The organism is Citrobacter sp. CK199, from assembly GCF_030333285.1.
Lineage (GTDB): Bacteria > Pseudomonadota > Gammaproteobacteria > Enterobacterales > Enterobacteriaceae > Citrobacter_B > Citrobacter_B koseri.
Genome location: NZ_JAOWGF010000029.1, coordinates 110,442 through 132,155, shown reverse-complemented (window position 1 = coordinate 132,155; position 21,714 = coordinate 110,442). Strand labels below are relative to the sequence as shown.

At 51.8% G+C, this 21,714-nt stretch carries 18 protein-coding genes and 1 tRNA gene; 16 read left to right on the top strand and 3 right to left on the bottom strand.

Annotated features, from left to right (window positions below; all coding sequences use genetic code 11):
- Positions 1–27: 27 nt before the first annotated feature.
- The 16 genes from dcuA (at position 28) to OGX75_RS18895 (ending at position 16,041) form a co-directional block, all read left to right on the top strand.
- A complete protein-coding gene (gene dcuA, locus OGX75_RS18970; RefSeq protein ID WP_012134471.1) occupies positions 28–1,329 on the top strand; it encodes an anaerobic C4-dicarboxylate transporter DcuA in 1,302 nt (433 codons plus the stop codon).
- Between the two features lie 121 nt (positions 1,330–1,450).
- On the top strand, positions 1,451–1,798 hold the full coding sequence (gene cutA / locus OGX75_RS18965) for a divalent cation tolerance protein CutA (RefSeq protein WP_012134473.1): 348 nt from the start codon (positions 1,451–1,453) through the stop codon (positions 1,796–1,798).
- A complete protein-coding gene (locus OGX75_RS18960; protein WP_286451476.1) occupies positions 1,774–3,483 on the top strand; it encodes a protein-disulfide reductase DsbD in 1,710 nt (569 codons plus the stop codon). Before cutA ends, OGX75_RS18960 begins: the two co-directional genes overlap by 25 nt.
- Before the next feature lie 36 nt (positions 3,484–3,519).
- Complete coding sequence (locus OGX75_RS18955; protein ID WP_024130805.1) at positions 3,520–4,095, top strand: transcriptional regulator; 576 nt, start codon at positions 3,520–3,522, stop codon at positions 4,093–4,095.
- A gap of 115 nt (positions 4,096–4,210) precedes the next feature.
- Positions 4,211–4,286, top strand: a tRNA-Phe gene (locus tag OGX75_RS18950).
- Between the two features lie 521 nt (positions 4,287–4,807).
- Positions 4,808–5,182, top strand: coding sequence for a CDI toxin immunity protein (locus OGX75_RS18945; RefSeq protein WP_071257308.1), 375 nt, complete (start codon positions 4,808–4,810; stop codon positions 5,180–5,182).
- 671 nt (positions 5,183–5,853) lie between these two features.
- The gene (locus OGX75_RS18940; protein WP_286451475.1) at positions 5,854–6,456 is read left to right on the top strand and encodes a tyrosine-type DNA invertase; all 603 of its coding nucleotides are present in this window, start codon (positions 5,854–5,856) and stop codon (positions 6,454–6,456) included.
- A gap of 406 nt (positions 6,457–6,862) precedes the next feature.
- Positions 6,863–7,501, top strand: coding sequence for a tyrosine-type DNA invertase (locus OGX75_RS18935; protein WP_153258703.1), 639 nt, complete (start codon positions 6,863–6,865; stop codon positions 7,499–7,501).
- A 473-nt stretch (positions 7,502–7,974) separates the two neighbouring features.
- Complete coding sequence (fimA, locus tag OGX75_RS18930; protein ID WP_049008432.1) at positions 7,975–8,523, top strand: type 1 fimbrial major subunit FimA; 549 nt, start codon at positions 7,975–7,977, stop codon at positions 8,521–8,523.
- 72 nt (positions 8,524–8,595) lie between these two features.
- Positions 8,596–9,135 (top strand): type 1 fimbrial minor subunit FimI, encoded by a 540-nt coding sequence (fimI, locus tag OGX75_RS18925; protein WP_286451474.1) that lies wholly within the window; start codon positions 8,596–8,598, stop codon positions 9,133–9,135.
- A 56-nt stretch (positions 9,136–9,191) separates the two neighbouring features.
- Positions 9,192–9,896 carry a fimbria/pilus periplasmic chaperone gene (locus OGX75_RS18920; RefSeq protein ID WP_161799976.1) on the top strand — a complete coding sequence of 235 codons (705 nt, stop codon included), beginning with the start codon at positions 9,192–9,194 and terminating at the stop codon, positions 9,894–9,896.
- 82 nt (positions 9,897–9,978) lie between these two features.
- Positions 9,979–12,603, top strand: coding sequence for a fimbrial biogenesis usher protein (locus OGX75_RS18915; RefSeq protein WP_286451473.1), 2,625 nt, complete (start codon positions 9,979–9,981; stop codon positions 12,601–12,603).
- A 10-nt stretch (positions 12,604–12,613) separates the two neighbouring features.
- Positions 12,614–13,144, top strand: a complete 531-nt coding sequence (gene fimF, locus OGX75_RS18910; protein WP_049008429.1) for a type 1 fimbrial adaptor subunit FimF — start codon at positions 12,614–12,616, stop codon at positions 13,142–13,144.
- A 12-nt stretch (positions 13,145–13,156) separates the two neighbouring features.
- The gene (fimG, locus tag OGX75_RS18905; RefSeq protein WP_012134486.1) at positions 13,157–13,660 is read left to right on the top strand and encodes a type 1 fimbrial minor subunit FimG; all 504 of its coding nucleotides are present in this window, start codon (positions 13,157–13,159) and stop codon (positions 13,658–13,660) included.
- A 16-nt stretch (positions 13,661–13,676) separates the two neighbouring features.
- Positions 13,677–14,579, top strand: coding sequence for a fimbrial protein (locus tag OGX75_RS18900; protein WP_058668445.1), 903 nt, complete (start codon positions 13,677–13,679; stop codon positions 14,577–14,579).
- 28 nt (positions 14,580–14,607) lie between these two features.
- Positions 14,608–16,041 carry an EAL domain-containing protein gene (locus OGX75_RS18895; RefSeq protein WP_286451472.1) on the top strand — a complete coding sequence of 478 codons (1,434 nt, stop codon included), beginning with the start codon at positions 14,608–14,610 and terminating at the stop codon, positions 16,039–16,041.
- Between the two features lie 128 nt (positions 16,042–16,169).
- On the opposite strand, the gene OGX75_RS18890 is transcribed toward OGX75_RS18895, so the two are convergent.
- The 3 genes from OGX75_RS18890 to dcuC all read right to left on the bottom strand — a co-directional run bounded on the left by OGX75_RS18890 (position 16,170) and on the right by dcuC (position 21,513).
- On the bottom strand, positions 16,170–18,068 hold the full coding sequence (locus OGX75_RS18890; protein WP_080750339.1) for a methyl-accepting chemotaxis protein: 1,899 nt from the start codon (positions 18,066–18,068) through the stop codon (positions 16,170–16,172).
- A 356-nt stretch (positions 18,069–18,424) separates the two neighbouring features.
- Complete coding sequence (locus OGX75_RS18885; protein ID WP_112001331.1) at positions 18,425–20,119, bottom strand: NAD-dependent malic enzyme; 1,695 nt, start codon at positions 20,117–20,119, stop codon at positions 18,425–18,427.
- Positions 20,120–20,145: 26 nt separating this feature from the next.
- The gene (gene dcuC / locus OGX75_RS18880) at positions 20,146–21,513 is read right to left on the bottom strand and encodes a C4-dicarboxylate transporter DcuC (RefSeq protein ID WP_047459531.1); all 1,368 of its coding nucleotides are present in this window, start codon (positions 21,511–21,513) and stop codon (positions 20,146–20,148) included.
- Between the last annotated feature and the right edge of the window lie 201 nt (positions 21,514–21,714).

The window sequence follows — 21,714 nt, the reverse complement described above, 5'->3', positions numbered from 1 at the left end:
ACTTGTTAAACAACAAGGAAGGCTAATATGATAGTTTTAGAACTTATCATCGTTTTGCTGGCAATCTTTTTGGGTGCCAGACTTGGGGGCATCGGTATTGGATTTGCAGGTGGGCTTGGCGTTCTGGTTCTTGCAGCCATCGGCGTTAAACCAGGGAATATCCCGTTCGATGTTATTTCCATCATCATGGCGGTTATCGCTGCCATCTCCGCAATGCAGGTTGCGGGCGGTCTGGACTATCTGGTTAACCAGACGGAAAAACTGCTGCGCAAAAACCCGAAATACATCACGATCCTTGCACCGATCGTCACTTATTTCCTGACTATCTTTGCCGGTACTGGCAACATCTCTCTGGCAACCCTGCCGGTTATCGCTGAAGTGGCGAAGGAGCAAGGCATCAAACCTTGCCGTCCGCTCTCCACGGCGGTGGTTTCCGCACAGATTGCGATCACCGCATCGCCTATCTCTGCGGCGGTGGTGTACATGTCTTCCGTCATGGAAGGTCATGGCATCAGCTATATTCACCTGCTGTCCGTGGTGATTCCGTCCACTCTGCTGGCGGTACTGGTGATGTCCTTCCTGGTCACAATGCTGTTTAACTCTAAACTTTCTGACGACCCGGTTTACCGCAAACGTCTGGAAGAAGGGCTGATCGAACTGCGCGGCGAAAAGCAAATTGAAATCAAACCGATGGCAAAAACCTCGGTCTGGCTGTTCCTGCTGGGCGTTGTCTGCGTCGTGGTTTATGCCATCGTCAACAGTCCAAGCCTCGGCCTGGTCGCAACACCGCTGATGAACACCACCAACGCGATTCTGATCATCATGCTGAGCGTCGCGACGCTGACGACCATCGTCTGCCGCGTCGAAACGGACTCCATCCTGAACTCCAGTACCTTTAAAGCGGGTATGAGCGCCTGTATCTGTATTCTGGGCGTAGCATGGTTGGGCGATACTTTCGTTTCTCACAACATCGACTGGATCAAAGACACTGCGGGTAGCGTGATTCAGGGCCATCCGTGGCTGCTGGCCGTCATCTTCTTCTTTGCTTCCGCTCTGCTGTACTCTCAGGCAGCCACAGCGAAAGCGTTGATGCCAATGGCGCTGGCGCTGAACGTCTCTCCGCTGACCGCTGTCGCGTCTTTCGCTGCGGTTTCCGGCCTGTTCATTCTGCCGACCTACCCAACGCTGGTCGCTGCGGTTCAGATGGATGACACCGGTACAACCCGTATCGGTAAATTCGTCTTTAACCACCCGTTCTTTATCCCAGGTACGCTGGGTGTTGCCCTTGCCGTTTGCTTCGGCTTCCTGCTGGGCAGCGTCATGCTGTAAGTTCTCCTCGCGGGGCGTATACGCGCCCCGCTTTCTTACCTCCGCTTTGACTAACATCCCGCCGCCTTCCGTTGTATAGTGACCACACTCTTGCTGCTCTTTCTGTTCTTTCGAGGTGTTTATGCTTGATGATAATAGTCAGGATATCTCCATCCCCGAGGCCGTCGTGGTGCTCTGTACCGCGCCGGATGAAGCAACAGCCCAGGATCTGGCCGCTAAGGTGCTGGCAGAAAAACTGGCCGCCTGCGCCACGTTACTGCCGGGCGCGACATCCTTGTATTACTGGGAGGGCAAACTGGAGCAGGAATACGAAGTGCAGATGATTTTAAAAACCACCGTTTCGCACCAGCAAGCGCTTCTTGAATGCCTGAAGTCTCACCACCCGTATCAAACGCCTGAACTTCTGGTTTTACCCGTCACTCACGGAGACACTGATTACCTCTCATGGCTCAACGCATCCTTACGCTGATCCTGCTGCTGTGTAGCACATCCGCCTTCGCCGGATTATTTGACGCACCAGGCCGCTCGCAGTTTGTCCCTGCCGACCAGGCTTTTTCCTTTGATTTTCAGCAGAATCAACATGACCTGAACCTCTCCTGGCAGGTGAAAGACGGCTACTATCTTTACCGCAAACAGATAAGCATCACCCCATCTCAGGCCGAAATTGCCGAAGTCCGGCTCCCGGCGGGCGTCTGGCATGAAGATGAGTTTTATGGCAAAAGCGAAATCTACCGCAAGCGCTTAAACATTCCGCTCATCGTTAACCAGGCCGCATCCGGCGCGACGTTAACCGTGACGTATCAGGGCTGTGCTGACGCAGGCTTCTGCTATCCGCCGGAAACCAAAACCGTGCCGTTAAGCGAAGTGAGCGCCAGCGCGGTGGCTAAATCCACGCCGTCGCCGGTCGCAGCGCAAACGGAAGAGACGCCGCAACCTGCCGCCCGGCTGCCTTTCTCCGCACTGTGGGCATTGCTGATTGGCATCGGGATCGCCTTTACGCCCTGCGTCCTGCCGATGTATCCGCTGATTTCCGGCATTGTGCTCGGCGGTAAACAACGCCTCTCAACCGGACGCGCGCTGCTGCTGACCTTTATCTACGTACAAGGTATGGCGCTCACCTACACCGCGCTGGGGCTGGTTGTGGCCGCTGCCGGGCTACAGTTCCAGGCGGCGCTCCAGCACCCTTATGTGCTAATCGGCCTTGCGCTGGTCTTCACGCTGCTGGCGCTGTCAATGTTCGGACTGTTCACGCTACAACTGCCTTCTTCATTGCAAACGCGCCTCACGTTGATGAGTAACCGTCAGCAGGGCGGCTCTCCTGGCGGCGTATTTGTCATGGGCGCGATTGCCGGGCTTATCTGCTCGCCATGCACCACCGCGCCGCTGAGCGCCATTTTGCTGTACATCGCCCAGAGCGGGAACATGTGGCTTGGCGGTGGAACGCTGTATCTCTACGCGCTGGGCATGGGGCTGCCGCTGATTCTGGTCACCGTGTTTGGCAACCGTCTGCTACCGAAAAGCGGCCCGTGGATGGAACACGTCAAAACCGCTTTTGGCTTTGTGATCCTCGCGCTGCCGGTCTTTTTGCTGGAGCGGGTAATCGGCGACGAGTGGGGACTGCGTCTGTGGTCGCTGCTGGGCGTCGCCTTCTTCGGCTGGGCGTTTATTACCAGCCTGCACGCCAGACGCGGCGGGATGCGCATTGTGCAAATCATCCTGCTGGCGGCGGCGCTGGTCAGCGTACGTCCGTTACAGGACTGGGCGTTTGGCGCAACAACCGCCCAGACGCAGGCGCACCTGAACTTCAAGCCGATTACGACAGTCGATGCGTTAAATCAGGCGCTGGCAGAGGCAAAAGGAAAGCCGGTAATGCTGGATCTCTACGCCGACTGGTGCGTTGCCTGTAAAGAGTTTGAGAAGTACACCTTCAGCGATCCGCAGGTTCAGCAGACGCTGGGCGACACCGTGCTGCTACAGGCTAATGTCACCGCCAACAATGCGCAGGATGTCGCCTTACTCAGACACCTGAATGTACTGGGTTTACCGACAATCCTGTTTTTTGATGCGCAAGGCCATGAGCACCCGAATGCGCGAGTGACGGGCTTTATGGATGCGACGACCTTTAGCGCACATTTGCGCGATCGCCAACCGTGAGCGACACTTTCTGTGGGAAAGACGGAGGAGAATACCGTGCAACGTGAAGATGTCCTGGGAGAAGCCCTGAAATTACTTGAGGTTCAAGGGATAGCAAACACCACGCTTGAGATGGTGGCAGAACGCATTGATTATCCGCTTGATGAGTTACAGCGCTTCTGGCCCGATAAAGAGGCTATTCTGTACGACGCCCTGCGTTATCTGAGTCAACAGGTAGACATCTGGCGTCGCCAGCTTTTGCTTGATGAAACCCTTACCGCAGAACAAAAACTGCTGGCGCGCTATAACGCGCTTTCGGAGTGCGTGAGCAACAACCGCTACCCCGGTTGTCTGTTTATTGCTGCCTGTACGTTTTATCCCGATCCTGCCCACCCTATTCACCAACTGGCCGATCAGCAAAAACGGGCGGCGCATGACTTCACCCACGAATTGCTGACAACGCTCGAAATTGACGACCCGGCGATGGTGGCGAAACAGATGGAACTGGTGCTGGAAGGTTGCCTCAGCCGAATGCTGGTCAATCGCAGCCAGGCTGATGTGGATACCGCCCACCGTCTGGCGGAGGATATACTGCGCTTTGCCCGCTGCCGTCAGGGTGGCGCGTTGACGTAATTAGAGCCAATTTTGCGCTTTTTGCGTGAAAAGCAGGCAGTCAGCTGTCTTTTGTCATTTTTTTCATGGAAAGCCGTTGACGCCTGCGCGCCTTTACGGTTTAATGCGCCCCGTTGCCCGGATAGCTCAGTCGGTAGAGCAGGGGATTGAAAATCCCCGTGTCCTTGGTTCGATTCCGAGTCCGGGCACCACTATTTAAAGAAACCAGCCTACGGGCTGGTTTTTTGCTTTCTGGCATTCCGGTAGATTTTTGGTCATTGCAGGACGTTATTTGCTTGCTGGATTTCTCGCCATTTTCTTAGATGTTCGTTGCATTTAAAGACATATATACCCTCTGACAAGCCTATCTCTTACTTCCAGCTACGGTCTTTCTACGGTCAGCTACGGTTCTTTTCATTTCTAACTGTTCAAAAACACGGGGGAAACGGGAGAATCTGACAACATACGCCCTCCACTAGTCATATGGGGGTCTTCACAAGTCCGTCCACCTGCAACATACACTTCTTTCCCTTTCACGTCTTACCATTACCAGAATTCCCCGCCCTCCACGCCATCATAAAATGATTTATCAATAGTAATACTACTTGAGCTGAACGTATTGCATTATTAAACCTGAGTGTCCGCTCTGAGCGAGGAGCGGAAGTTCATAATTCCTTTAGACAATCCTCCCGGGAGGTTATGATAAAAATATACAGCCACAAAGGGAGTGGACATGACATTGTTTGAGGAATGTAAAGAGTTGCTCAAGGCAGATTTTGATGTTGTGGAAGGGGATGATTTGAGTATGGTAATGGATATTTTTCATCAATATCCATGGCATAGCGGTAATCTCATATGGTCAGAAATGGATTTCAGCGATTATGAACTCACTCATGATATGTTTAATGGGAGCGGCTTAGGCAATGAAACTGTATTTGTCATAGCGGATGATGCCGATGTGCCCGTGTTCAGAACCCATCTACAACTCATTGTCGATAATATCTACGATGTCATCGCCATATCACCTAACCTATTTATTTTTAACGATAAGATAATGATTACGCCTTTATTCCCTCATAATTTTATACGGTTGGGTCTGCGAAAGTGATGAGCAGAAATACTGACCTGCTCCCCGTTGATCAACTCAGACTGTTGTTAGCAACGTCTCCTCCTGGCACAGAGTTGCCTGTCAGATTAGATTAAACTCTGTATTGTGACAAAGCCAGATCAAGTCTGAGCTAATACCTATGAAGAGTGTATACAGGCTTCGCACCGCAGCAAACCGTTCTGACTTAATGGTAGATATCAAAGCGAGAAAGATTGAAAAACATATACAAACTGAAGAAAACCTGCAACCCCGGTAAAATGAACTGTGTGAAAGAGTGAAATAGCCTCTTGAAATAACAATACACCGCACACGCCGAAAAAATCAGTCCATTGAGAATAATATATTTATGTAGAATCTTATGTGGTTCATTCACCTTATCTTTTCGCCATTCAATTACCCTTAAGTTAAATTAATCATATTACCATATGATAACTACAGCGATAGTCCCGTCATTACGGATATGTAATTCATCTACGATATCAAAAAACAAATTAGTTCTGCATATGACTAATTATTCATTTGTGACTCTACATAAATTTAAGAACATATCATTATTTTTAACTACACCTGGTTATTTCCTGAAGAAAAAGCTATTATTCGGCAGATTTTAATCCATTAGAAGAGAGTCAGGTATAAGCGGAATGTCGGCAAAATAAAGGATAACAGGTGATATGAAAAATAATAATGGACTAGAGAAACGCAGGTTTATGACACAAAATGAAATCAATTTAATTCTTAATGCTGTTAGTACAGGAACCTATGCAGTGCGTAATCGCTGTCTGGTTTTACTGTGTTTTATTCATGGGTTAAGGGCAAGCGAAATATGTCGTCTGCGTATCTCAGATATTGACCTTAAGGATAAATGTATACATATTTACCGATTAAAAAAAGGATTCTCAACTACCCATCCCTTACTTGAAGAGGAAATTCGTTCGATAAAGTCCTGGCTGAAAATTCGCCTTACAAGCCAACATTCAGAAACTGAATGGTTATTTTTATCACGTAAAGGCAATCCCCTTTCAAGACAGCAATTTTATCAGATAATCGCCAGAGCCGGGAAGAAAGCAAAACTTGCAATTTGTGCCCACCCGCATATGCTTCGTCATTCCTGTGGGTTTGCTCTGGCAAATATGGGGGTAGATACCCGCCTGATTCAGGATTACCTTGGCCATCGCAATATTCGTCATACTGTCTGGTATACTGCCAGTAACGCTGGTCGTTTTTATGGCATCTGGAATAAAACAAAAAACAGAGATGTCTGTAGCAGACTGTAAGGAAAGAAAAATATAGACAGTAAATAAGTCTGAATAAAGCTATGTGCCATGGATGGCACTGTAATAGTCGCATTGGCTGTATGGTTATCTATTTTATGTTTCTACACTATATCCTGTGTTATTTTTTCTGACCAGTATAATTGACACCTCTGACATGGTCTGATTAGTTATTCCCCCCCGCTGAATACGTTTTTCCCCTCTGAGAATATACGGAATAGTCTTCTTGTGATGTCTGATGAAATCTTTAGAATGAAGTCGCCCACTGACATGGGGCTTTGTGAGCTTCATAGAATAAAATGGGATAGTGGTCAATATGTACAATTAATAATACATCCCTAGCTTTAGCTATCAGTTATTCGTATCACTGGAGCTGACTCTTTATCATTCTGATACCAGGAGAAATATTATGAACCGACGCCGTTTTCTTACTGCCAGAGAAGTTCAGGCCATGATGAAAGCCGTACGTCATGGCCAGACAGGAGAGCGAGATTATTGTCTTATCCTGCTGGCCTTTCGTCATGGAATGCGTATAAGTGAACTACTGAACCTGCATTACCGGGATTTTGATCTTTATGAAGGTCGGATCAATATCCGCCGACTGAAAAATGGTTTTTCTACTATTCATCCCCTCATGCCGGACGAGTGTGAAGCCATTGAATGCTGGAGCCGGGTTCGTGCGAGTTGGAAGGGAGCGCAGAAAATAAACGCGGTGTTTATTTCCCGTAAAGGCTCACAACTTTCCCGCCAGCAGGCATACCGTATAATACGTTCTGCTGGCCAAAAGGCCGGAACCAGCACCACCACACATCCGCATATGCTGCGACATGCATGTGGTTATGAACTTGCTGAAAGAGGTACAGATACACGTCTAATCCAGGATTACCTTGGTCACCGAAATATTCGCCACACCGTACGTTATACAGCCAGTAATGCCGCCCGGTTTGCAGGATTATGGGAAAGGGTAAATCCGCTAGAGGAAAAGCTACTAAAACAGAAGATCAAAAATGATGAACTATATAATTCATTGATAACTAAGGAAAAATAAGACATTGAACAAGTCAATTGGGACCAAACTGTCTATATCGTAGAGGAGTTTTGTAATTTTCTGCAACCTGTAAGTCCATTTTTTTTGCGAAAAAAAAATATCCAACTGATTTAAAATTGTTTTTTTACTCACATTTTTTTACGTTTCATACATCCTCACCTTTTTTCCGCACCTTTTCTCCGCACATCGAGTTCTGCTTTCCACTTGTCTTGTTGATATAACTCACGATCACCTCAGATATATTCATCTATAGAAAACCAAAAAATAAGAATTAAATTCCAGAACAACGCATAAAAAAACGAAATTAAGAAATTTATTGCGACGAGTCAAAATGGTCCCAATTGACTCATCAGTTGGGTAAAAACTGCGCAAGATCGGCAGTCGAACTATTCGGCTTAAACCTGAAATGCCAGGAAGGTACAACGACTGCCAGTTTCGGTTCGTAATATCGACATTGTTTAAAGGAAAACCGCATGAAAATCAAAACACTGGCAATCGTTGTTCTGTCAGCACTGTCCCTGAGCTCCACAGCAGCCCTGGCCGACACCACCACGGTAAACGGCGGCACCGTGCATTTTAAAGGGGAAATCGTTAACGCCGCTTGTGCAGTTGATGCCGGTTCTATCGATCAGACAGTTCAGTTAGGCCAGGTTCGCTCCGCCAAACTCGCTGCTGAAGGCAACACCAGCTCCGCTGTTGGTTTCAACATTCAACTGGATGATTGCGACACGACCGTTGCGACCCAGGCTTCCGTTGCGTTCACAGGTACTGCTGTTGATGGCGCCAACCCTACCGTTCTGGCGCTACAGGGTTCCGCATCAGGCGGCGCGACTAACGTCGGCGTACAGATCCTCGACAAAACTGGCACCGCTCTGGAGCTGGATGGCGCAACCTTCAGCAGCGCTACCACGCTGAATGACGGTACTAACATCATTCCTTTCCAGGCTCGTTACTACGCAACTGGCGCAGCAACTGCCGGTACTGCGAACGCAGACGCAACCTTCAAAGTGCAATACCAGTAATTCAAACGTCTGACAGGGAAGCATTCCGGGCCAGGATGGCCCGTTATCCATAACAGGACAGGGGTGATAACGATGCAAGGAGTGAGATCAGGTCTGCTGATATTTCTGTTTCCGTCGCTGGCACTGGCTGGCAATCACTGGAACGTGACGTTGCCCGGGGGAAACATGCGTTTCCAGGGGGTCATTATTGCCGAATCCTGCCGCGTTGAAGCAGGAGATCAACAGATGATGGTCAATATGGGGCAGATCAGCAGTAATCGGTTTCATTCGTCAGGGGAAGATGCCAACCCCGTGCCATTCGATATTCATCTACAGGATTGCAGCACTGCCGTGAGTCAGCGCGTAGGCGTGTCATTTCGCGGAGTTGCCGACGGCAAAAACCCGGAGGTGCTTTCAGTCGGCGAAGGGCCGGGGATAGCAACCGGCGTAGGCATCGCTTTATTTGATAAAGACAATCAATTGATTCCACTCAACAGCCCGCCGGGCGCCTGGACGCAGTTGTATAGCGGCCCCACCACGCTTCATTTCGTGGCGAAGTATCGGGCGACCGGGAAGCAGGTCACCGGGGGAGCCGCTAATGCTCAAATCTGGTTCTCTCTGACCTATCAGTAATTAGCCAGCAGGTATGCCGGAAACAGGAAACAACGGTGAGTACGAAAGGGGAAAATGTGAAAAAAACACTGGAGATGACACGCGGCTTACTGGCGGGCTTTTTGATGCTCGCCGCAAGCGGTTTTTCCACCAGCGCTGAAGCAGGCGTGGCGCTGGGCGCCACCCGGGTTATCTATCCGGCTGGACAAAAACAGGTTCAGCTGGCGGTGACCAATAACGACAATAACAGTACCTATCTGATTCAGTCATGGGTTGAAAACGCCGATGGCGGCAAAGATGGTCGTTTTGTCATCACCCCTCCGCTGTTTGCGATGCAAGGTAAGAAAGAGAATACCTTGCGCATTATTGATGCCACTAACAACCAGTTACCGCAGGACCGGGAAAGCCTGTTCTGGGTAAACGTAAAAGCCATTCCTTCGATGGATAAATCAAAGCTCAGCGATAACACCTTACAACTGGCGATTATCAGCCGCATCAAACTCTACTACCGCCCAACGAAACTGGCTCTGCCACCGGATCAGGCGGCGGAAAAACTGACCTTTAACCGTGACGGTTCATCGCTGACGCTCAACAACCCGACGCCGTATTACCTGACGGTGACCGAACTCAATGCCGGTACGCGCGTGCTGGAAAATGCGCTGGTGCCGCCAATGGGTAAAACCTCGGTCAAGTTGCCACCTGATGCCGGTAGCAACATTACCTACCGGACGATTAATGACTATGGCGCACTGACCCCGCAAATGAAGGGCGTTCTGCGTTAACACAGGGGCCGTCCACCAACAGGACTCCCCCGCACATTACAATTAAGAACTGACAGCCGGGCGACTTCGGACCGGAGGGACTATGTCACATCTCAAATACGGACTGGACCGTTTGGGTTCCCAACGCGCCCGGCGCAAAGCATTCTCTATTTTTGTCCTTGCGCAGATACCATTGGCGCTTTGCCTCGCGGGTTTCGCGCGGGCAGATCTCTATTTTAACCCCCGTTTCCTGGCCGACGATCCCTCGGCCGTTGCGGATCTCTCTGGATTTGAAAACGGGCAAGAGGTGCCGCCTGGTGCCTATCGCGTGGATATATATCTGAACGATGGCTTTATAACTACCCGCGACGTCACGTTTAACGCTGGCGCAAACGGTCATCGACTGGAACCGTGCCTGACCCGTAGCCAGCTCGCTGGCATGGGGGTCAGCACGTCGGCCATCACCGGTATGGATACGCTGGCGTCCGACGCCTGCGTACCGTTGACGGAAATGGTCAAAGATGCCACCACCCGCTTCGATGTCAGCCAACAGCGCCTGTACCTGAGTGTCCCGCAGGCTTTCATGGGCAATCGCGCGCGCGGCTATATTCCACCGGAACTCTGGGATGACGGGATTAACGCCGGTTTGCTGAACTATAACTTTACCGGCAACAACGTACATAACGATGCCAGCGACAGCAGCAATTACGCGTATTTAAACCTGCAAAGCGGCCTCAACCTTGGCGCCTGGCGTCTGCGTGATAACACCATCTGGAGCTACAGCAGTGGCGGTAGCGCGTCCAGTAATGAGAATAAGTGGCAGCATGTGAACAGCTGGCTGGAGCGCGATATTACCCCCCTGCGCGCCCGCCTGACGCTTGGCGACAGCTACACCAACGGCGATATCTTCGACGGGATTAACTTCCGTGGCGCCCAGTTAGCCTCTGACGACAATATGCTGCCGGATAGCCAGAAAGGCTTTGCGCCGGTCATCCACGGCATTGCGCGCGGCACGGCGCAGGTCTCGATCAAACAAAACGGCTATGAAATCTACCAGAGCACGGTGCCGCCGGGCCCCTTCACAATTAACGATCTCTACGCCGCAGGCAACGGCGGCGATCTCCAGGTCACCATCAAAGAGGCCGATGGCACCAGCCAGGTCTTCAGCGTGCCGTGGTCTACGGTGCCAATGTTACAGCGTGAAGGGCACACCCGTTATGCAGTGACCGCTGGTGAATACCGCAGCGGCAACGACCAGCAGGAAAAACCAAAGTTCTTCCAGAGCACCCTCCTGCACGGGCTCCCGGCAGGCTGGACGCTGTATGGCGGCACCCAACTGGCCGACAACTATCGCTCCTTCAATTTAGGGGTCGGTAAGAATATGGGCGAGTTCGGCGCGGTTTCGCTGGATGCAACTCAGGCCAACGCCACCCTGCCTGACGACAGCTCTCACCAGGGGCAATCGATACGCTTCCTTTATAACAAGTCGCTCTATGAGACCGGCACCAACGTCCAACTGGTGGGATACCGTTATTCCACCCAGGGCTATTACAGCTTTGCCGACACCACTTACCGCAGGATGAGTGGCTATGACGTTGAAACCCAGGATGGCGTGATTCAGGTCAAACCCAAATTCACCGACTACTACAACCTTGCTTATAACAAGCGGGGCAAGGTTCAGATGAGCATAACGCAGCAGTTGGGACGCACTGCCACACTGTACGTGAATGGCAGCCGTCAAACTTACTGGTCAACCAACAAGGCCGACGAACAGCTACAGCTGGGGTTAAATGCCGCCGTTGACGATATCAACTGGACGCTGAGCTACAGCCTGACCAAAAACGCCTGGCAACAGGGCCGCGACCAGATGTTAGCGTTCAACGTCAATATTCCGTTCAGCCACTGGCTGCGTTCCGACAGCAAATCCGTCTGGCGGCACGCAAGCGCCAGCTACAGCATGTCGCACGACCTGAATGGCAGGATGACTAACCTGGCCGGTCTTTACGGCACGCTGCTGGAAGACAATAACCTGAGCTACAGCATGCAAACCGGTTATGCCAGCGGTGGCGAAGGCAACAATGGCGGAACCGGCTACGCGGCGATGAACTATCGCGGCGGCTACGGCAACGCTAACGTGGGCTACAGCCACAGCGATGGATTTAAACAGCTGTACTACGGGATGAGCGGCGGTGTACTCGCCCATGCCAACGGCATCACCTTAAGCCAGCCATTAAATGACACGGTAGTGCTGATTAAAGCACCTGGCGCCGGAGACGTGAAAGTCGAGAACCAGACCGGCGTACGTACCGACTGGCGCGGTTATGCCGTCATGCCGTACGCCACTGAGTACAGGGAAAACCGCGTCGCGCTGGATACCAACACCCTGGCGGATAACGTCGATCTCGATGATGCGGTGGTCAGCGTCGTGCCGACCCACGGCGCCATCGTCCGCGCCGAATTTAAAGCCCACGTTGGGGTAAAAATCCTGATGACGCTGACGCACAACGGCAAACCCGTGCCATTCGGCGCTATGGTCACTTCCGGCGATAACCAGAGCGGCAGCATCGTGGCAGATAACGGCCAGGTCTACCTGAGCGGCATGCCGCTGGCAGGAAGCGTTCAGGTGAAATGGGGCGAAGGCCCGGGGGCCAACTGCATGGCCCGGTATCGCCTGCCGGAAGAGAGCCAGAAACATGTGCTGAGCCAGCTCTTTGCAGAGTGCCGTTAAGGAAGGAATGATGATGAAAAAACCACTGTATTTCCTCGGCGCTGTGCTGACGCTGGCCTGCGTCAATGTCTTCGCCGCCGACAGCACGATTACGATTAGCGGCTACGTCCGCGACAATGCCTGCGCTGTCGCGGGAGAGTCAAAAGATTTTACCGTTGACCTGATGAATAACGCTGCCAAACAGTTTAATGCGGTGGGGGCGACAACCCCGCTCGTCCCATTCCGTATTGTCCTCTCTCCCTGCGGTAACTCGGTTACGGCAGTCAAAGTCGGCTTTACCGGCACGGAGGATGGCAGCAACACCAGTCTATTGAAGATCGATAGCGGTGCCTCGGCAGCCGCAGGCATGGGCGTGCAGATCCTCAATAACCAACAGACGATGCTGCCGCTCAACGCCGCGTCATCATCCATCGCGTGGACCACGCTCACGCCTGGGCAGACCAACATCCTCAACTTTTATGCACGCCTGATGGCTACGCAGATTCCGGTCACCGCCGGGCACGTCAATGCCACAGCAACATTCACGCTTGAATTTCAGTAACCGGAGGCTGAGATGAAACGCAACTATGTAGGGTGGCTTCTGGCAAGCGTACTGACAGCGGCTTCTTCAGGGCTTCAGGCCGCTGATATCACGATTACCGTCAACGGGAAGGTGGTGGCGAAGCCGTGCACGGTGTCTACCACCAATGCCGCCGTTGACCTCGGCGACCTGTATACCTTCAGCCTGGTGACCGCAGGTTCGGCTTCCGCCTGGCACAGTACCGCGCTGGAACTCACTAACTGTCCGATCGGCACCTCCCGGGTCATCGCAACCTTTAGCGGAACCGCAGACAGCACCGGTTATTACAAAAACCAGGGGACCGCCGGCAATATTCAGCTCGAATTGCAGGATGACGCAGGCACCACGTTAAACAATGGCGCCACGAAATCCGTTCAGGTGGATGACTCAACGCAGTCCACCCGCTTTCCGTTACAGGTCAGAGCGTTAACGGTCAACGGCGGCGCCACCCAGGGAACTATTCAGGCGGTGATTAGCGTCACCTATACCTACGCCTGAGTCAGGAGAGTTTGTCATGAAAAAAATCATCGCGCTATTCACCACGCTGCTGCTGATGGGTTGGTCGCTGGATGCTGCGGCATTCACCTGTAAAGTCAATGATACCGGGCAGACCATGACCTCAGGGTCAGCGAATGTCTATGTAAACCTGACGCCATCTGTTGGAGTGGGTCAAAACCTGGTCGTAGATTTATCCTCTTCAGTTTCCTGTAAAAACGACTCCTCCGGCGGCTCTATCATTGACTACATCAATTTAACCAGCGGTTCCGCCTTCGGTGGCGCGCTTGCGGCGTTTACGGGGAGCGTTTACTGGGCGGGGAATACGTATCCTTTGCCGATGAACGGTAATTCATCCGTCTATACCATCACTCATACGGATTATCGCGGATTGCCGCTGCGCATGTATCTGACCGCGACCGGAGCAGCGGGAGGCGTCGTCATCAACTCTGGCGAACTCATCGCGCAATTGAATATGCATAAAGTGGCCAGCGACGGAAACCCGAATAATTTCATCTGGAATATTTACGCCAACAATAATGTTGTTGTCCCTACTGGAGGATGCGACGTATCAGCGCGTGATGTCACCGTGACGCTTCCAGACTATCCCGGCTCAATGGCCGTGCCGGTCACTGTCCACTGTGCGCAAAACCAGAACCTCGGCTATTACCTTTCAGGTACGACCGTCGATGCCGCCAACTCTATCTTCAGCAACACCGCGTCCTCCTCAGCGGCGCAGGGTATCGGCGTTCAGATGACCCGATACGGTAGTGTTGTTCCCGCTAACAACACCGTAGCACTGGGCACGGTCGGCACATCGCCGGTAAATCTTGGCTTAACCGCGACCTACGCGCGCACCAGCGGCCAGGTCACGGCGGGCAACGTACAGTCGATCATCGGGGTGACATTTGTTTACCAGTAACCCTCCCTCCCCGCTGGAGAAAACAAGGGTGGACTATATCCTGTCTCCCTGTTCAATGGCGGCGGAAGGAATCGCCAGAATGATGACCAGTAGTCAACGGCGACCGGTGCTGCTGCAACACCAGACGCAGGAGCGCCTTTCGCTACAGCTAACATCCGAGGTCGGAAGGATTGTCGTTTTTCTCCCTGACGATCCTTACTGGCTGCTGTTTATTCTTAGGGAAGCCGCCTTCCTGCTTGCTGAGGCAGAAACACCGTTGCCCATGCTGATCCTTAGCCGTAGTCCATCCGCCTGGCTATGGCAAACGCTGCTCTACCATGTTCCTGATAAACGGCAACTTACCGCCGTCCGGGCGGTCGCCTCCGACCTTCCTGGGAAACAACTGTCAGCGCTGCTACAGGGTGACTTCCTGCAATACCCGAAACTACAGCAATTGTCCTTTTTAGACGCGCAGATACAGGGCAAACCGGCAGCGGGGTTAAGTAAAACGGAATTGAGCGCCACCCTCTCTCTTCTGTACGGGTACAGCATCAACACACAGGCGAAGATCCGCGGTGTGAGCCAGAAAACACTTTATAATCAAAGAACGTCAGGACTAAAAAAGATGGTGGCGTCTCACCCGCATCTGATTACCCGCTTTCCTGGAAGCCAGAGCAAGACTCACAACAATCAGCTCATCGCCGCGCTATCTCCCTTTGAGCGCGAATTTATCCATGCCATTCATAGTCAACAGGTATTCCCGGTATTTCAACCCATAACCGACGGCCACCTGCGATTGCAGGGGGTTGAAATCCTTTCCCGCTGGAAAAGAGGCGACAACGTATTGCTTCCCGGCGAATTTTTGCCGCAGATCCACGCCGAATACGCCTGGCTTCTGCTCACGGCCTTTGTGCTACAAATAGCAATCCAGAACATTAACCAACACCAGGGTAAGTTCTGGTTCTCAATAAATATTCCACCCTGCATCGCCAACCACGAAAACCTGCTGCGGATGATGGAAACGGCGCGCCAGCAGCTACAGCAGCCGCAATGGTCGGGTAGATTAGTGCTGGAATTTGCAGAAACGGTCGATCTGCATCAGCAAGGAAGAACAGCAGAAAATATGGACAAAATCCAACGGCAAGGCTTTCGCATCTTCCTCGATGATTGCTTTTCACACAGCAGCGTAATGTTTCCCGTCAGGACAATCCGCTTTAGCGGCTACAAGCTGGATATGAGTATCGTGAATGATTTTCAACGCGATCCACATGCACTGGCGCTGATAAAGAGCCTGCTCTATTACTGCCAGCTGACGCAGAGCCGCTGTATTGCCGAAGGCGTCGATAGTCTGGAGAAATTCAATCAGTTGAAAGCGCTGGGAGTTGACCGCTTTCAGGGCTATCTTTTCTCGCCGCCCATCACTCACGATCGTCTGCCGGAGATAATCCAGCAATTTTTACCGAAACATCCCGCACCTCGCTGAACGTACGCTGCGCCTTACTGGTTTCATAGAGCGCCGCATGACAGGGGATAACTTTTCTGAGACCGACGTGTTCCACGGTCCGGCGAAGGGCTAACCCCATCATGCTGCGCGTTTCGTTATACCGCTTTTCAGAGTTTGAAGCTGCCGACCACTTTTTCAAGCATCTCGGTTTGCGATTCCATTGACTGGGCCGCTGCGGCAACCTCTTCTACCAGCGCCGCATTCTGCTGGGTCGCGCTATCAAGCTGAGTAATTGCGATATTAATCTGCTCAATTCCGCGACTTTGCTCATCGCTTGAGGAACTGATCTCAGAGATTAAAACGCTCACGTCTTCAACCTTCTCCATTAAGCCGTCCATTGTCGTACCCGCCTGGCGAACCAGACCGCTACCTTGCTCAATACTGCTGACCGATTCTTCAATGAGCTTCTTAATTTCCTGCGCGGACTGAGCGCTTCGCTGCGCAAGAGAACGCACCTCACCGGCAACGACGGCAAAACCACGGCCATTCTCACCGGCCCGCGCCGCTTCAACCGCCGCGTTCAGCGCCAGAATATTGGTCTGGAACGCGATGCCATCAATTACGCTGATGATTTCCACCACTTTTGAGGATGAATCATTGATGTTGCTCATTGTGGCAACCACGTCATTGACCACTGAAGCCCCCGCTTTCGCCGCGTCGGAAGCCTGTGTCGCCAGCCTGTTCGCCTGCAACGCATTCTCCGCATTTTGCCGTACGGTGCTGGTGAGCTGCTCCATCGACGCCGCCGTTTCAACAATGGAAGCGGACTGTTCTTCCGTACGGGAGGAGAGATCCAGGTTTCCTCCGGCGATCTGCCGCGAAGCGGAAGAAATTGCCGAGGAGCTGTGCCCAACCTGCTGCATCAAATCCTGAAGGAACGCGATGAATTTATTAAAGTTATTGATGATGGCATTAAATTCCGGGCTTTTACTTTCCACAAGCCGTTGCGTGAGATCGGCGCCGCCGCCGGATAGCGCCTCTATGTTCCTGTTCAGCAGCGTCACATTCCTGAAAATGTTGCGCACAATCAGCATCAGGACAAGGACAATGATAAGGCCGATCACCGTCTGCACGAGCGTGAGTGTTGTCAGTATCGCATTAGACTGGCGCACCAGGTTGCTGCTGGGCGTATCAATCACCAGATACCACGGGCTGCCTTCTATCGACAAAACAAACAGCGAATGGGCGCCGTCTTCGCCGTCATAGCCGCCCTCATATTCCGCTTTTTGCCCCTGGCTCAGCAGATTGAGCAGCGGTAAAGCTGACGGAATATTCAAATCGCGCACATTCATCAATGCGGTATTGCCTTGAGTCGGCGCGCCGTTCCCAACAATTTTGCCATCAGACTCAACAATTAATACGGTTCCCTCGACCGCCTTCCCCATCTCTTTTGCCAGTTGGTTAAAAAAGCCCAACGTCACATCGATAGTGGCGACACCCCAGGCCTTTCCCTCTTTCCAGATTGTCATCGCGCAGTTGGTTCTCGGCTGCGGGCTGGCTGAATCCTGGTAGGCTTTGGCCCATGCACACTCACCTTTTGGCGCAGCCATACCGTCTTTATACCACGGCTGTTCCCAGTATTTTTCTGACTCCGGCTGGTTCCAGACCGTATTAAGCTGGAGCACGCCACCGGCATCGCGCGCATAAAAAGTGCTGAATTTGTCGCGGCCAGGCTCGCGCAGCCCGGGTAATGGCCAGATGCCGCCGCCAAAAACGTTCAGATCGCCATACTGGTTCACAAACAGCGGCAAGAGCGCGTCAATTTGATCGCTCTGAAGCCCGGAAACCAGTTCGGTGATCGTGCGCTGCTGCGCTTTAACGCGGTTCATTTGCTCTTTTATCGCGTCACTTTGCAGCTCGACCGTGGCTCTTATATTTCTGGTTTCCGTTGCAATAATCTGCGGAGAGACGAATTGTTTGATAACAACAAACGTAACCAACAGTAATATAACAAAAAAACTTATAAGCAGGAGTGTCACTCGGGCTTGAGTTGTTTTCCACATCATGGGGTAGGGTCTCGATCGGTTTGGATAAGTGTTATAACGACATTTATCCGCAATTCTTTACTTATTTCGATCGCTCCGAATAAGGTTTTCCTCACATAAAATAAAAACAGCATTTTAATTAACCGTCGTCCATCTGACCTTGTATAAGGCCGCACATCCGCTTTCAAAAATAATTAAATACATATCATGAAGTTGCACAATCCGCGCAATGCATCGCAGGCTAATGAAGTTTTATTTTTCAACTTATGATGTCAGTTTTATTCCTTACCTTTATTTTTTATCGTCTTGTATTTTTTATTAATACGCCCGTCCCCGCTCCGGCGCGACTGCCGAAGCGGGGCATTCATAGCCAAAAACTAGATAGCACGGCGTTTATAAGGACGATAGTGCGGTAGCCAAAAATGCGCCGTAATGCGCTGTGTTAGCACTGCATCATCCAGCGCATCCGCTACGCCGGACAGCTGCGCCGCCTTCCCCACTTCAAAGGCAATACGGCGGGTTACATCGCATATCATGTTGATTTCCGGCAGCAGTCCTCCGCCATGATGACTCGCCAAAGGCGAGGCGTCGGCAAGCGCGCGGCTCGCCGCCATCAGCATCGTTTCCGTGATCCTCCTGGCGCCGCTGGCAATCGCGCCAAGACCAATGGCAGGAAAGATATACACGTTATTACACTGCGATACCGGTATCGTACGTCCGGCAAAATCTACCGGCTCACAAGGGCTTCCCGTTGCGATAATCGCCTGTCCATCAGTCCAGCGGACAAGGTCCTGCGGCCGGGCCTCCATTCTGGAGGTCGGGTTAGACAACGGCATAATAATCGGGCGTTCGCAGTGGCGATACATCGTACGCACCACCTCTTCAGTGAACAGCCCCGCCTGCCCTGAAACGCCCAACATCACGCCAGGTTTCGCGTTATGAATGACCTCCAGCAAGGACGGCGTCGCGCCAGCGTATGCCCATCCAGATAGCATTTCAGGAGGCTGCGCCAGCGGAACCTGAAAATCAGCCAGCGACGAGGCGGTGGTCATCACCAGGCCGTCGCGATCCACCATGAAAATCGTTTTGCTGGCCTCTGCGGCGTCCATACCTTCGGCCACCCGGCAGGCGATGATATGGCGGGCAATGCCGCAACCCGCCGCCCCTGCGCCAACGATGACCATCGTCTGCTGATTAAAATCACGCTGGCTGGCGCGGCAGGCCGCTAAAATTGTCGCCAGCGCGACCGACGCCGTTCCCTGAATATCATCATTAAAACAGCACAGCTCATCACGATAACGATGCAGCAAAGGAACCGCAGTATGCTGGGCAAAGTCCTCAAATTGCAGCAATACATCCGGCCAGCGACGTTTCACCGCAGCGATGAACATACCGATAAACGCAAAGTAGTCTTCACCGGTGATGCGCGGATGCCGCCAGCCCATATAGCGGGGATCGTCTAATAATCGCGGATTGTTTGTCCCGACATCCAGCATAACGGGCAACGTATGCGCCGGATTTACCCCGCCGCAAACGGTATACAGCGACAGTTTGCCAATCGGTATCCCCATTCCCCCAACGCCCTGATCGCCCAGTCCCAGAATGCGTTCCCCGTCCGTCACCACAATCACTTTGATATCGTGTCTCGGGATATCATGCAGAATATCGTCAATTCGTTCGCGATCGGGCCACGAAATAAAGACCCCTCTGGCGCGACGATAAATCCCGGAAAACTTTTCACAGGCCGCGCCAACAACCGGGGTATAAACAATCGGCAGCATTTCCGGGAGATGTTTTTTCAGCAGGTAATAAAATAGCGTCTCATTCGTATCCTGGATATTACGCAAATAAATATGCCGCGCGTTATCAGACTCCGCCTCCAGATATTGTTGGTAAGCGCGTTCCGCTTGCTCATCAATATTTTCGATAGCGCAGGGCAGCAATCCATTAAGATTAAAATCATTCCGCTCTTGCTGAGTAAAACTGCTCCCCTTATTCAATAACGGCGATTCCAGTAACAGTTTCCCCGTAAACGGGACGTATAAAACATCGTGTGTCACGTTGCTGTCCATGAGTTAAATCCGGTAATAAGAAAGCGTTAAATCAGCACATAGTTGGCAATCAACATCGCGGCAATCCCCGCCAGCGCCGGGAGCAGCGTTCTTCTGACGATCATAAACGGTGAGCATTCGCCCGCTTTGCTCACGGCGATAATGATGCCTGCAACCGGAGAAATAGAGCGCCCCATTCCCGCCATCAGTTGCATAGGCAGAATCATATTGACCGCGCTTTCACCAAACTTCGCCGCGATAGAGGGCGCCAGCCCGGAAAAGGAGAAGAATGCCGCCACGCCAGAACCGGTTAATACCGCAGTAACGCCTACCAGCGCCGTCATCACCAGCGTCATACTGGTAAAGCCCAGACCAGCGCTTTGTACAGACTGAAGGAGATAGTCCACTGCGCCGATTTTCTGTAGCCCCTGGGCATAGATATCCGCACAGACCAGTAAAGAAACGATACTGGTAAACATGCTTCCCATTCCTTTGAAAAATACCTGCAACCCTTTGCAACAGGCGCGGAAATCACGCGTGGTGAACAGCTCGAAGAAAAAAGCGACCACCGCCCCGAGGATCATCGCCGTCACAACGTCAATTTTGATGGATGCGATCGCCAGCGGGCTGAAAACCAGAACCAGAATGACGGGCAATACGGGCAGCAGCGCATAAATGGCGGGCACTTTGCGTCCTTCCTCTTCCGCTTCGGCAACCTCTTCCGTCCCCGGAACAAACCCATCTTTTTTATCGAAATATTTGGCGGTAAAGAAAATCACCACCGCGACGGCCAGCATAACCACAACCGCCACCGGCATTTGATAGTGCGCAAAGTAAATCGCGCTTTCCATTCCGGCATGTTTGGCCGCAAGATTCGCCGTTCCAACCGCCGGGCCAAGATCCATAAACGCGCACAGGCCGATCATCGCGGCAGCGGACGCTTTACTGACGCCCAGCCGCACCAGAACGGGAAAGAACGTCACCAGTAATAACATCGCCAGCCCGGCTGCGCTGGAGATCGCCACATGCAGAAGCTGCGCGCAAATGTAGCCCAGCGCAAGAATAAGATAAGGCGCTTTAATGACCTGCAAGGGACGAATACACATATTCACCATCGCATTCGAAGCTTTGATGTGATCCATATAACTGGCGAATCCCCCCGCAGCCATAATAATTAAGCCGATACCCGCGATTTGCGTGGTCAAAGACTCTTTTGCAAAACTGAAGATATCCAGCCAGGTTGACCCGGTAGATTTTGCTTTACCATAAAGAATACTATTCTCTGGGTAAAACAGAACGGTAACTGTTAATAACGCCAGCCCCGCGAATAATAACACAGTTTGCGGCTGGTAATTTTTCACAATTAACCACGCGGCAATTACTGTTATCACTATTGCTATAATAAATGCAGTCATAACAACAATCCCTATACCATACAAATCAGAGATGTCAGCCTTATGCAAGCAGCGTTTTCACCAACAGCTAAAAACCTGCTCATACATATTGCCATGAGAATATGTCCGTCAGTTCACGGTATTAAATAATTGTACTGTCGATTTAATCGTAATAAACCACCGTGCTATAAAATATGGGAAAGGGCTTTTCCCATATTTTTT

Bases quoted from the DNA above. Each gene is read 5' to 3' on its own strand.
- dcuA (WP_012134471.1), top strand. From the start codon at position 28: ATGATAGTTTTAGAACTTATCATCGTTTTGCTGGCAATCTTTTTGGGT.
- cutA (WP_012134473.1), top strand. From the start codon at position 1,451: ATGCTTGATGATAATAGTCAGGATATCTCCATCCCCGAGGCCGTCGTG.
- OGX75_RS18960 (WP_286451476.1), top strand. From the start codon at position 1,774: ATGGCTCAACGCATCCTTACGCTGATCCTGCTGCTGTGTAGCACATCC.
- OGX75_RS18945 (WP_071257308.1), top strand. From the start codon at position 4,808: ATGACATTGTTTGAGGAATGTAAAGAGTTGCTCAAGGCAGATTTTGAT.
- OGX75_RS18940 (WP_286451475.1), top strand. From the start codon at position 5,854: ATGAAAAATAATAATGGACTAGAGAAACGCAGGTTTATGACACAAAAT.
- OGX75_RS18935 (WP_153258703.1), top strand. From the start codon at position 6,863: ATGAACCGACGCCGTTTTCTTACTGCCAGAGAAGTTCAGGCCATGATG.
- fimA (WP_049008432.1), top strand. From the start codon at position 7,975: ATGAAAATCAAAACACTGGCAATCGTTGTTCTGTCAGCACTGTCCCTG.
- fimI (WP_286451474.1), top strand. From the start codon at position 8,596: ATGCAAGGAGTGAGATCAGGTCTGCTGATATTTCTGTTTCCGTCGCTG.
- OGX75_RS18915 (WP_286451473.1), top strand. From the start codon at position 9,979: ATGTCACATCTCAAATACGGACTGGACCGTTTGGGTTCCCAACGCGCC.
- fimF (WP_049008429.1), top strand. From the start codon at position 12,614: ATGATGAAAAAACCACTGTATTTCCTCGGCGCTGTGCTGACGCTGGCC.
- fimG (WP_012134486.1), top strand. From the start codon at position 13,157: ATGAAACGCAACTATGTAGGGTGGCTTCTGGCAAGCGTACTGACAGCG.
- OGX75_RS18900 (WP_058668445.1), top strand. From the start codon at position 13,677: ATGAAAAAAATCATCGCGCTATTCACCACGCTGCTGCTGATGGGTTGG.
- OGX75_RS18890 (WP_080750339.1), bottom strand. From the start codon at position 18,068: ATGATGTGGAAAACAACTCAAGCCCGAGTGACACTCCTGCTTATAAGT.
- OGX75_RS18885 (WP_112001331.1), bottom strand. From the start codon at position 20,119: ATGGACAGCAACGTGACACACGATGTTTTATACGTCCCGTTTACGGGG.
- dcuC (WP_047459531.1), bottom strand. From the start codon at position 21,513: ATGACTGCATTTATTATAGCAATAGTGATAACAGTAATTGCCGCGTGG.